Source organism: Sedimentisphaera cyanobacteriorum, assembly GCF_001997385.1.
Lineage (GTDB): Bacteria > Planctomycetota > Phycisphaerae > Sedimentisphaerales > Sedimentisphaeraceae > Sedimentisphaera > Sedimentisphaera cyanobacteriorum.
Window position 1 is genome coordinate 1,905,291 of sequence record NZ_CP019633.1, and the last position, 12,622, is coordinate 1,917,912.

General features: G+C 47.1%; 10 protein-coding genes and 1 tRNA gene. All 11 read left to right on the top strand.

Features of this window, described 5'->3' with window-relative positions:
* Positions 1–46: 46 nt before the first annotated feature.
* The 11 genes from L21SP3_RS07705 to L21SP3_RS07755 all read left to right on the top strand — a co-directional run bounded on the left by L21SP3_RS07705 (position 47) and on the right by L21SP3_RS07755 (position 12,622).
* The gene (locus tag L21SP3_RS07705) at positions 47–1,891 is read left to right on the top strand and encodes a glycoside hydrolase family 2 protein (RefSeq protein ID WP_227806751.1); all 1,845 of its coding nucleotides are present in this window, start codon (positions 47–49) and stop codon (positions 1,889–1,891) included.
* A gap of 256 nt (positions 1,892–2,147) precedes the next feature.
* Positions 2,148–2,220, top strand: a tRNA-Thr gene (locus L21SP3_RS07710).
* A gap of 126 nt (positions 2,221–2,346) precedes the next feature.
* Entirely contained in the window at positions 2,347–3,498 is a 1,152-nt protein-coding gene (locus tag L21SP3_RS07715) for an AAA family ATPase (protein WP_077540300.1), read from the top strand.
* On the top strand, positions 3,495–4,208 hold the full coding sequence (locus L21SP3_RS07720; RefSeq protein WP_077540301.1) for a DUF4276 family protein: 714 nt from the start codon (positions 3,495–3,497) through the stop codon (positions 4,206–4,208). The genes L21SP3_RS07715 and L21SP3_RS07720 overlap by 4 nt, the downstream gene beginning before the upstream one ends.
* A gap of 124 nt (positions 4,209–4,332) precedes the next feature.
* Entirely contained in the window at positions 4,333–5,073 is a 741-nt protein-coding gene (gene lptB / locus L21SP3_RS07725) for an LPS export ABC transporter ATP-binding protein (RefSeq protein WP_227806752.1), read from the top strand.
* Between the two features lie 22 nt (positions 5,074–5,095).
* Entirely contained in the window at positions 5,096–5,395 is a 300-nt protein-coding gene (locus L21SP3_RS07730) for a co-chaperone GroES (protein ID WP_077541897.1), read from the top strand.
* Between the two features lie 199 nt (positions 5,396–5,594).
* Positions 5,595–7,010, top strand: coding sequence for a hypothetical protein (locus tag L21SP3_RS07735; protein ID WP_077540302.1), 1,416 nt, complete (start codon positions 5,595–5,597; stop codon positions 7,008–7,010).
* An 84-nt stretch (positions 7,011–7,094) separates the two neighbouring features.
* The gene (gene recG / locus L21SP3_RS07740; RefSeq protein ID WP_077540303.1) at positions 7,095–9,152 is read left to right on the top strand and encodes an ATP-dependent DNA helicase RecG; all 2,058 of its coding nucleotides are present in this window, start codon (positions 7,095–7,097) and stop codon (positions 9,150–9,152) included.
* 276 nt (positions 9,153–9,428) lie between these two features.
* Positions 9,429–11,000: a citramalate synthase gene (gene cimA, locus L21SP3_RS07745; RefSeq protein WP_077540304.1), complete on the top strand. Its 1,572-nt coding sequence runs from the start codon at positions 9,429–9,431 to the stop codon at positions 10,998–11,000.
* Between the two features lie 162 nt (positions 11,001–11,162).
* On the top strand, positions 11,163–12,266 hold the full coding sequence (gene dnaN / locus L21SP3_RS07750) for a DNA polymerase III subunit beta (protein WP_077540305.1): 1,104 nt from the start codon (positions 11,163–11,165) through the stop codon (positions 12,264–12,266).
* Positions 12,267–12,277: 11 nt separating this feature from the next.
* A complete protein-coding gene (locus tag L21SP3_RS07755; RefSeq protein WP_161488146.1) occupies positions 12,278–12,622 on the top strand; it encodes a DUF721 domain-containing protein in 345 nt (114 codons plus the stop codon).

Genomic DNA, 12,622 nt, shown 5'->3' on the forward strand with positions numbered 1-12,622 from the left:
ATAGATGAGCGAAAAATTTTTAACTAATATATGGAGAAACCGATTTATGAAAAAATGCGTTTTAATGATCCTGCTGGCCGCAGCGGCCGTATCTTTTGCAGAATGGAAACCTGCGGGCGATAAGATTAAAACCAGATGGGCAGACAAAATAAACCCTGAAACTGTCTGGGATGAATATCCGAGGCCTCAATTCGAAAGAAGCAGCTGGAAATCCCTCAACGGGCTTTGGGAGCTCAGAGTTGCGGGAAGCTCATCTGAAAAGCCCAATTATTTCGACAAAGAAATTCTCGTGCCATTCGGTGTTGAATCATCACTGTCAGGCGTTGGAGAGCTCGTTGAACCGGACGACAAGATCTGGTATCACAGGACTTTTGAATGCCCAAATGATTTCAGCGGCAAGAAAGTTCTGCTGAACTTTGAAGCGGTGGACTGGAAAACAGCGGTATGGGTAAACGATTCGTACTTAGGCGGACACAAAGGCGGCTACGACCGCTTCACCTTCGATATCACCGACTATCTCAAATCAGAAGGCCAGCAGAGCATTACAGTTATGGTAACCGATCCATCCAGCTACGGCTCACAGGCCAGGGGCAAGCAGAAGAATTCCCAGCACGGGATATGGTACACCCCTGTATCAGGTATCTGGCAGACAGTATGGCTTGAAGCGGTGGATAAGAAGGCGCATCTGGCCGATGTTGAAATCACTCCCGATATCGACAGCAGCAGCGTTACCGTAATTCCGATTATGGACAGTCCTGAGCTGGGCAATTATTCCGTTCGCTGCAGCGTTTACGAGAGCGGGAGCCGAATTGCTCAGAAAACCGTCAATGTGTACAAGCCTCTGGAAATAAAGATAGACAATCAGAAGCTATGGTCTCCGGACAACCCCTTCCTCTACGACTTAAAACTCGAGCTTTATGAAGGGAAAAACCCCGGCTCAGGCAAGCTTCTCGACACTGTAAAGAGCTATTTTGGTATGCGTAAGATCAGCCTTGGACAAGGCGAGCATACCAAGGTGCTTATGCTCAACAACAAGCCGCTCTTCCATTACGGCACTCTCGACCAAGGATGGTGGCCGGACGGACTGCATACGCCGCCGTCTGATGAGGCGATGAAGTATGACATTGAAATGACCAAGAAGATGGGCTTCAATATGATCCGCAAGCACATCAAGATCGAGCCGGACAGATGGTTCTATTGGTGCGACAAGATGGGGATTATGGTATGGCAGGATATGCCTTCTGGTATGATTGTCCCGAATCCTGAGAAAAGGGGAAGCCCTGAACACGTGGGCGGAAATGAGCCCGACCAGTACAAAAACTCCGAAGACGAAGCTCAGTTTGAGCTGGAGCTCAGGAAGATGATAAGCCAGCACTACAACAGCCCGAGTGTTGTGGTTTGGGTGCCGTTTAACGAAGGCTGGGGACAGTATGACACTTGCAGAATCAGCCGGATGGTGAAAGATCTAGACCCGACAAGGCTCGTTGATGCTGTGAGCGGATGGGCTCTGAGAGACTGCGGCGATATTCTCGATATTCACACATACCACAAAGACCTCCGCAAGCCCGATATCAACGAAAAAGACAGGGCAACCGCTGTTGGAGAATTCGGCGGGATCGGATATGCAATCAAAGGATACCTCTGGGACCCGAACAGAAGGAACTGGGGATATCAGTCTTACGATTCAAAGCAAGAGCTCTTCCAGAACTACAAGCATAAATTCGATCAGATCGTGGAGATGAAGAAAAGCCAAGACCTCTCTGCTGCTGTTTACACGCAGACAACAGACGTTGAAGGCGAGGTTAACGGACTTATGACGTATGACAGGGATGTGGTTAAATTTGACGAGGCCAAGCTTCGCAAACTGCACTCTGTGCTCTACGAAGAATAAAATAGGACGTAAATGCTTTCATTGTGATCTCGGGGGGTGGTTTCTCCGGACGCCTCCCGTATTTTTTTTGCGCAAAATTATGGACACAGCCTTTCTTTCAAACAGCAGCTGGGCGAGCCTATGTTCGGGCATTTGCGAATCTCCCGGAAAGTTTTAGCACCAAAGAGGAGCCTGAGCTGATTTTTCAGCAGTGCGAATGTCCTCCGGATGTAAATTCTTGCGGTAAACCTGCAAAGCAATTATAATTCTCCACGCCGCCAATGTAGCTCAGTCGGCAGAGCACTGCTTTCGTAAAGCAGGGGTCGTGAGTTCGAGTCTCACCATTGGCATTTTACACATCATTTTCAGCTTGCAGGGCGAGTTTTTTAATTGAACACTGATATTGCTTTTTTTCCGCTGTTGGTTTATATTTACCTCGCTGCTGAAATCCGGAATGTGTCTCGGAAGGGAATATTATGCAGATAAAAAGCTTTTCATATTCAGATACCATTAACAAATGGGAGCTTGCAGAGTCTAATTTCAACGATCTGAACCTGCTTGTGGGCATATCAGGCGTTGGGAAAACGCAGATCCTAAACTCGCTTCGTGTGGTGTCTCGGATTGCTGCTGGAGAAACCTACAACGGCATAAGCTTTTCGCTGGTATTCCAAACCTCCCGTAAAGATGAATACCGCTGGGAAGCCAGCTTTGAAATGCTCGAACACATTGCCGAACAGAGCATTTCTCTGCCCGATTTTGTGAGCCAGGGGGCGGAAAAGCCGAAGATAGAGCATGAATTCCTCAGCCTGAACGGCAAAACTATTCTGGAAAGAGATGCCGAATCGATAATCTTAAGCGGGGCAAAAACCCCAAAGCTCGATGCAAGCCAGAGCGCACTCAGCCTCCTGAAATTCGAAGACCTCATAGCCCCTGCCAGCAGGGAGATGAATAAAATCGTAAGCAGTTCAATGGCCTACAACGAGGCTCCCGAGATGTCTATGCTGAACCTCAGCGAATTCGAGCTTGCAGTCTCGAGGCTTGATTCACTGAAGAAAATCCGCGAGAGCGAGCTTTCAATCGGCATTAAGCTGAGCCTTATATTCTCCAACTGCTTCGATACCTTCGAAGAGATACGCGATGAATTTATCGATGTATTCCCGCAGGTAGAGGATGTAGTGGTAAACAGCAACGAGCAGTTCATCAACGGGCGGTTTGTGGTATGTCCCACAGTGCTTGTAAAGGAGAAGGGAGTTCCCGGATGGGTGAATCAGAAGCGACTCTCAGCGGGTATGCACAAGACATTCTACCAGATCACCCAGTCACATTTGTGGCCTGAAGGGTCTGTGATTCTAATCGACGAATTCGAAAACAGCCTCGGGATAAACTGCATCAACATCCTTACAGACATAATTCTCGGCCAGTCAAGAAGGCTTCAGTTTATCATAACCAGCCATCACCCGTACATAATAAACAACATCGACCAGCGTTTCTGGCGTGTAGTAGTCCGCAATAAGGGCATGGTACGGATAAAAGATGCCGAAAGCCTCGGGCTCGGCAAATCCAACCATGAGGCGTTTATACAGCTGATCAACAATCAGGATTACATCGACGGAATAAGCTCGCAATGAATCTTTACATATTAGTAGAAGGTAAATGTACGGAGTTTAAGCTCTATCCGGCATGGCTTTCGGTGCTGCTGCCGAAATTTGAGCGGGTTTACAGCTTCGATGAAGTCGAGCAGAACAATTACTACATTGTCAGCGGCTACGGCATCCCTTCGCTGATAAAGAATCACCTGCCCAATGCTATTCTGGATGTGGCAAAATTAAAAGAAAAATACGATTACCTTGTAGTAGTTGTGGATGCTGAGGAGCTCAGCGTAGAGCAGAGAAAGAGCGAGGTTGCAGAGGTTCAAAGGCGCTACAAGCAGCAGCTCGGCGATGTGAAGGTGCAGGTAGTGGTGCAGAACAGGTGCATTGAAACGTGGCTCTTGGGCAATCGTGAGATGATTCCGCCCTCGCCAAAGCGGGAAAAGCTCAAAAGATACATAGACTACTACGACATCAACTTCAACAACCCTGAAAATATGCCCAATTACGTTGACGATACTGATGCCCGCGAGGAAGGCCCGCATTTTTCTACTACCGCAAGATTCCACACCGACTACCTTCAGGAGGTATTCAAGGAGCAGAATATGGTTTATACCAAACGCAACCCGAGATACGCCTCCAATGAGCAGTTTTTGAAAGGGCTTATGCGTCGGGTAATGTACGACCCTGCCGATTTAGTTACATTTCAGGAATTTTTAAGCTTCTGCGAGACTGTATCAGAGAATTGATCTATTTGAAGGCAGGGGTTAGTCTGGTTTTTCGATATGAAAATCCTCCTTGGCTGCCTGCCCTGCTTGCCAAAACTTTTTCATTAAATATAATCCCTTAAACTATTTGCTAACAGGAATAAATGTGTCAGATAAACTGCTTGAAACAAGAGGACTGGTGAAAAAATTCTCCGGCAGAGCCGTGGTAAACCACGTATCGCTTTCTGTAAGGAAGAAAGAGATAGTAGGCCTGCTGGGCAGGAACGGCGCCGGGAAAACTACATCATTCAGGATGTGCATCGGTATGATAATACCGGATGAAGGGCAGGTATTTTTCGACGGCCATCAGGTCGGCCGGATGCCTATGTACAAGCGTGCGCGCAAGGGGATGGGGTATTTATCTCAAGAACCGAGCGTATTCCAGAGGCTCTCGGTACGTGATAATCTGCTCGCAATACTCGAGACCCTCAAAATCACAAAAGCCCAGCGGATTCTCAAGGCAGAAGAGCTCTGCGAAACCTTCGGGCTAACCGAGGTTTACCATTCTCAGGCAAGGCTTCTCTCCGGCGGTGAAAGACGCAAGCTCGAAATAGCAAGGGCAATGGCCACAAATCCGTCTCTGATATTTCTCGATGAGCCTTTCAGCGGAGTAGATCCGATAGCGGTCGAAGAGCTGCAAAGGGAGATTGAAAACCTCCATAATTCCGGCGTCAGCATACTTATCACAGACCATAACGTTGAAAGGACGCTGGAGATTGTAGATAAGGCGTATATTATGGATCACGGAAGCGTGATTGCCTCAGGCCGGCCTTCAGAGATTATTAAGGATGAGCTTGTTAGAAAGAGCTATCTGGGCAAGACTTTCAAAGGCGATGAGTTTGATTAATCCCTATACTGCGGAAAACTATATGACTGAAAAATTTGAGACAGTTGAACCGATCGGCAGGAGAGTGCTGATCAGGAAAGATGAAGATAAAAAACAGACAAAAGGCGGGATTCAGCTTCCGGACAATATGGAGATACCGAACATAACCGGACGGATTGTTGAAGTGTCAGCGGAAGTTGCTAATCTGCCTGAAGTGCCGCTGAGCCAGTACGATAAAGTGCTTTTTAATCCCAAGGGCGCAATACCCGTGGATTTTGAGGGCGATAACAGGCTTTTTGTGGTGGATGTGGAGAATATCGTTGCTGTATTCAGGAAGTCCTGAGCAGTATTTGGAAGTTTTCAAGGCCGGTTGTTCAGGGTAAAACCTCTATTTTATCGCTTCGCAGACCGGAAATGGAAGATACGCCGCCTTGAAGATTGTTTTTTTGTTGACGAAAAGGTAATTTTATAAGATACTCTTAGGCTGTATTTTCAGTTTATAATGTATCGAAACATAATGCGGATATTCAAGGAGAATTGGTATGCCGGCAGGTAAACAGAGTCAGGGAAGTGCCACGACCATAGCATTGGTCGTATTTGTGGTTCTTTTTCTGCTCTCAACAGTTGCAGCAGTGTTTTTCTATGTCAAGTGGGACGAGAAAACAACTATAGCTGAACGAGAGGTTGCAAACAGAAGAGAAGCTGCTACAGATCAGCAGGTAAGCGAGTTTGAATCGCTGGTAGGCGAGAAAACAGCCCAGAGCTATTTGGGAACTGTAATAGAAAGATTTGATGAAGTCTATCAAGAGATAACAGGAAGCTCAAGAGATAAAAACATCCAGTCTGCAGCAGAGAATATCTCGCTGGAAGTAAAGGCTTTGAGGAACAGATTCCCGAATATGTTTTCTCAGGATGCGGGGCTTCTGCCAATAGCTGGAACTCTTGCGGGCGAGTACGTGCGTTCTGCTCAGACAGTAAGCTCGCTTCAGGACAAGATTGCCCAGATGGAAGAAGACTGGCAGAGAGATGTTGAAGGATTTAAGGTTGCCGAAGAAAAGCTTATCGAACAGAAGCAAAAGCTTATCGAACAGGCAGACCAGATTCAGGCCAAGTTCGACCAGATGAAATCTGAAGCACAGCAGAATGCTCAGGAAAATATAGATGCACTTCAGGAAAAGCTTGCTGAGAAAAACAGCCAGCTTGAAGATGTGAAAAATGAGCTTGCAGACCTTCAGGCATCATTCAAAGAGCAGAAGCAGTATCGCGAGAAGCTCGAAAAGCAGCTCGAACAGATCAAGCCAAGCCCTGATATGGATGTTGCAGCATACAAACCTGACGGCAGAATCGTTTCGGTTAATGCTCAGCAGGGAATTGTTTATTTAGACCTCGGAAGCGATGCAAATATCTACCGCGGGCTTACTTTCGCAGTTTACGACAGGGCAAACCCCGTGCCTAAAGACGGCAAGGGCAAAGCGGAGATCAAGATTTATGATGTTCGCTCGAAGGTTTCTGTGGCTAAGATTATCTCTCAGGAACAGAACAACCCTGTCCTGCCGGAGGATATAATAGTTAATCTTATCTGGGATGAGGAAAAGCCGAATACATTCTATGTAGCGGGCAATTTCGATCTCGACGGCAACGGCACAATCGACGAATACGGCGGAGATAAAGTTCGCCACCTCATAAAGCAGTGGGGCGGAATTGTGGCTGATAAGATAGACATCAACACTGATTTTGTAGTAGCTGGGCAGCCTCCGGAGGTTTACCAGCAGCCGCAGGAGAATGAGCTTGATGCTGATCTCGCCGAGCAGAAGTATCAGGAATCGCTTGATAAATACGAAACTTACAACTCTGCTATCGAAAGGGCTCAGTCGCTTTCAATACCGGTATTCAATACCGAACGCTTCAAGAGCCTTATCGGCTATAATCAGGAAATCAAAAACAATATGACCAAATAGATTGTTTCAGAAATGAATTTTTAGGCCGGTTGTTTTTCTGCTTCCGGCCTTTTTTTATTCAGTCTCCCGAGGGCTGGAGATAATATGGCTGTCAACCTCAATACTGAAATCCAGATGCTGAAGGGAGTTGGGCCGGGCAAGGCGCCTGCTCTTCAGGAATTAGGCGTGCATAACGGCGCAGACCTGCTTGAGTATTTCCCAAGAGACTGGGAATTCCTCCCGGAAACCGCACAGATTTCAGAGCTCACGCCAAACGCAAACGTGTGTGTATGCGGGGTGATTGAAAGCACCGATTACCACAAATTCAAGCGAAAGCCTATATTCGAGATTTATCTGATAGACACAAGCGCTGCTTTGCGCATAATTTGGTTCAACGGGGGCTACCTCGCAAATCAGCTCCATCCGGGGATGAGGCTCGCAGCTTACGGAAAGGTTGCAAAATACAAACATCAGCTTCAGATGACAAACCCCCGCTTTAAGATTCTCAGAGAAGATATCCCCGAGCACGACCCCAAGCAGCTTGGAGGGGCGGTGTATCCCGCTAGCGCATCGATTTCAAGCGGGATGCTCAAATACATTGTTCGAAAGAATATTGATGAGCTTTCTGACTGCGTAAGCGAATATTTCTCCGAATCCTTCAGAGAGGAGAAAAACCTTCTCTCCAGAAAAGAAGCTTTCAGGCAGATACATTCACCGCAGGATGAGAAACATCTCTCAGCAGCAAAAAGAACGCTCAAGTATGAAGAGCTGTTCCTTATGCAGCTCGGGCTTGCCGTTCGCAGATACAGAATGCGGAGTTTTGCTCCGTCTATAGCGATGAAATTCTCCCCGCAGCTGGACAGAAGAATTAGGCAGCGATTCCCCTTCTTCCTAACAGAAGATCAGGACAAAGCGATTGAGGAAATCGTTCACGATATGGGCGAGCCAAAGCAGATGAACCGTCTGCTTCAGGGTGATGTGGGCTCGGGCAAAACGGTTGTGGCGGTTTATGCGGCATTAATGGCCATAGCAAACAAGACGCAGGTGGCGATTATGGCGCCCACGGAGATACTCTCCCGCCAGCATTACCATAGCATATCCCGTTTTCTCGAGGGGAGCAAAGTTCGAACCGAGCTGGTTACAGGCAAGATGTCTGTCTCTGAGAAAAACCGGCTCACAGAGCAGATCAGCGAAGGCGAAGTGGATATTGTAATCGGTACAACCGCCCTGATTCAAGGGGGCATAGATTTCCAAAATCTCGGGCTTGCTGTTATAGATGAGCAGCACAAATTCGGCGTAGAGCAAAGGGCAAAGCTCCGCAAGGACAAGGCCCCGCACTGCCTCGTAATGACAGCCACCCCAATCCCCCGCACTATGACAATGACTGTATTCGGCGATTTGGACGTTTCTGTTATCAAAACCTTACCTCCCGGGAGGGGCAGGGTTACTACAAAGCTCGTTTCACCGGAGAACCGAAACAAGGCAATGGAATATATCAGAGGCCTTGTTAAGGCAGGAAGACAGGCATTTTTTGTGTATCCGCGCATTGAATCGGGCGAGTCCGACAGGAATCTCAAGAGCGCAGAGGAAGAATTCGAACTGCTGGAAACCTGCGTTTACCCGGAATTCAGCGTGGCTCTGCTTCACGGCCAGATGCCTCAGGAGCAGAAGAAAAATGTTATGGAGCAGTTCCGCAGGGGTGAGATAAATATTCTCGTTTCCACAGTTGTGATTGAGGTGGGAGTGGATGTACCTAACGCTACGGTTATGGTAATAGAAAATGCAAACAATTTCGGCCTCGCCCAGCTCCATCAGCTAAGAGGAAGAATAGGAAGAGGGGCGAGCGATTCATTCTGCTTCCTTTTCTCCGAATCTGATAATGAAACGGCAATCAAGCGTCTTGAGGTTATGCAGAAAAGCACCGATGGATTCTACATAGCAGAGAAAGACCTCGAAATCAGAGGCCCGGGAGAGCTTTTCAGCACAAGACAGCACGGCCTGCCAGACCTGAAGCTTGCAAATATCGTAGAAGATTTTGAGATGCTCAGAATGGCAAAGAAAGACGCAGAACAAACGCTAAAGGAAGACCCGTTCCTCGATACTCAGGAAAATCAGAATGTAAAGAAGGCGATTATCAAAAATTCGGCACCCGCTTGGGGCTGACAGATATAGCTTAAGGCAGCTGAGCTCATTTGGGATTTTTTCAAGGCCAGTAAAACGCCATGATAAATGCAAAAAGCGAAGCGTTCGGGAATTAAAGCAGACAGCTGGCCGCTGTATATTTTCGGCGGTTTTTGAGGAGTTTCAAGGGTTGTTAATTGAAATCTGATTTTTCGTATAATAACTGCAATATGGGGGTATATTCTGTTTGCTGGTTTTTGTTTTTATATTACAATAAAGCTTTAACTTGTAATAAAGTTTACAGATAAAGAGTGCAAAATGAGTAGAGTTAAAATATATGACACAACCTTAAGAGACGGTATGCAGGCTGAAGGGGTTAGTTTCTCGCTTCAGGATAAGCTGCTTATAGCAAAACGGCTCGACCAGCTCGGCGTAGATTACATCGAGGGCGGATATGCAGCGAGCAATCAGAAGGAGAAGGCCTTTTTCGAGAAGATTAGCGAAATCAAGCTTGAAAACTCTAAAATCTGTGCATTCGGCAGCACAAGACGTGCGGATGTGAAGGTAGAGGATGATGTTTCGATAAATGCGATTTTATCCAGCGGTGCCTCCGCTGCCACGATTGTCGGGAAGTGCTGGGATATGCACGTTGATCAGGTTTTGCGTTGCAGCAGGCAGGCGAATCTTGATTTATGCGCAGATTCGGTTCGCTATCTCAAGGAAAAGGGTCTTGAGGTTCTCTTTGATGCAGAGCACTTCTTCGACGGCTACAAAAACAATCCCGAATACGCCCTTGAGGTTCTTCGAGCAGCTGCTGAGGCAGGAGCGGATGCCCTTGTTCTCTGCGAAACAAACGGAGGCTGCCTTCCCGAAGAGGTTTACGAGATCACCAAAACTGTATGTTACGACCTTGCAGGCACTGAAATCGGGATCCATACACATAACGATTCAGACTGCGCAGTTGCGAATTCTTTGGCGGCTGTAAGGGCAGGTGCGAGGGAAGTTCAGGGAACGATCAACGGGATAGGCGAGAGAACGGGAAACGCAAACCTGTGCTCCATAATCCCGAATTTGAAGTTTAAGATGGGACATGATGTTCTCAGCGAAGAAAAGCTTTCAAAGCTCACTGAGACCTCTCTTTTCGTATTTGAAATAGCCAACATCAGCCCTGTAACCTCTCTTCCCTTTGTTGGGGAGAGCGCTTTTGCCCATAAGGCCGGTCTGCATGTAAATGCACTGCGAAAAAACAAAGCCACTTACGAGCATATCACCCCTGAGCTGGTGGGCAATTCACGAAGATTTCTTGTTTCGGAGCTCTCGGGAATGTCTAACGTGCTTGCAAAGCTGGAAAAGCACGGCCAGAGCGTTGACAGAGAGACAGCCAAGAAAATCCTCAACAAGGTGCAAACCCTCGAGAATGAGGGGTATCAGTTTGAGGCCGCAGACGGAAGCTTTGATTTACTCATAAAGCGGATAAAGGGCGAATACACCGAGGCGTTCGAGCTGGAAAGATTCCATATCAGCGTAAGCAGAGACAGCCACGGCGATGAGCTTTGCGAGGCTACAATCAAACTCAGCGTAGGCGGGGATGATGAGCATGTGGTTAGCGAGGGAGACGGGCCTGTAAATGCAATGGACAAAGCCCTGCGAAAATCGCTTGAAAGGTTCTATCCTCAGCTCAAGGATATGCACCTGATAGACTACAAGGTTCGTGTAGTAAATGCCAAAGCCGCTACAGCAGCGAAAGTTCGCGTTATAATCGAATCAAGAGATTTGGATTCAGTATGGGGAACTGTGGGCGTGAGCGAAAATGTAGTAAATGCCTCGTGGATAGCCCTTAAAGACAGTATTGAATACAAGTTACTGAAAGATAATGCCTTGAAGAAATAGCTTAAAAGTGTCTGAGGAAAGCAGAAAGCCTTTTTTCAGGTATATCTTCCGGCATATTCAACGGAAAATCCGTTGCAAAAAATGCAAATTTTGGTAAATTATAGCGCACATTTTAGTAGAATAAGCCTTACAGTGTAAGTCCTAAAGTTTAAGAGGTTAGGTATGAAGATAAGATTCAATCGTTTAGCCCTTCAAGAGGCTCTCAGCTTTGTAGCAGGAATTATTCCTGCACGCGCTGCAAAGCCGGTGCTTCAGTGCATCAAGATAAGCGCTGATGAACAGGGAGTCAGTATCAGCGGCACCGATTTGGAGATAGGTATCAGGCATATAGTAAGTCAGGCTCAGACAGACCGCCCGGGCAGCAGTGTAGTACCTGCGAGCAAGGTAAGCGCTATTGTCAGGGAAAGTATAGATGAGGTGCTTGAATTTGAGGCTGATGAATCAGAACTGCATATAAGAGGCAGCGACAGCCATTTCAATATATACACCCACGATGTGGAGCAGTATCCCGATGCTATTGAAGACGAAGGCGACTCGGATATGGCCGTTTCGCTGTCGATTCTTCAGCAGGGCATAAGCCAGACACTCTTCGCAACGGCAAAAGAGAACACCAAATATGCCCTTCACGGCGTGCTTTGGGAGATTTCAGAGGAATATATAAACCTCGTCGGTACAGACGGAAGGCGTCTTGCAAGGAAAATTGTAGAGCTTGATACCCCGATGCCTGAGAATCACATAGGAAAGCGGCTTATTCTTCCTGTTAAGGCTGTCTCGCTTGTTCAAAAGATTGTTACCGAGCAGAATTCTCTGATCGGCGTTTCCTATAATGAGAAAAAAGTTACATTCAGCTGCGGCGATGTACTTATAACCTCGAATCTTGTAGAGGGCAATTTCCCCCGTTATCAGGATATTATCCCCAAAGACAACGACAAGATGATCAAGGTAAACACCGACGCAACTCTAAGCGCTGTAAAGAGGGCTTCTCTTCTTACTACAGACGAAAGCAGGGGAATTAAGGTTTCCATCGGCGATGGAGTGATGGTGTTTTCAAGCCGAGCACCGGAGATGGGCGATGCGCAGGTTGATATGCCTGTGGATTATTCAGGCGAGCCGCTGGCGGTAGGATTCGATCCGGACTTTATACTTGATGCCCTTAAAGTGGTTAAGCAGGCGCAGATACAGATTGAACTGGGCAAGCCGGACAGGGCAGTGCTTTTCCGCTGCAGTGATACTTTTATTTATATTGTTATGCCTGTTGAGGTGTAGGCTGGCCGATTTTGAAAAACAAAGATGCACAAGAATCTGATCTGCTTTTAAGCACCTACTGGAAAAGACCCAGGCCTGTAAAGGCCGCTTCGTTGGGTCAGCTGCTTGAAGGTTTTGTTAAAAGCAAGAAGAAAACTTCTGGGAAAAGCCCCGAAGCCATTAAGGCATGGAAATCCGTTGTGCCTGAGCAGATGAGGCAGTTTTGCCGTGTGGCGGGGTTTCGAAACGGGATACTGAAAATTGAGATCAAAGACCCTGCACTTAAATTCGAGTTTCAAACGTCTAAAAATGATCTGCTCAGCTCAATGCTGAAGGAATATCCGAGAGCGAAAATTAAAGATATTAAATTTATATAG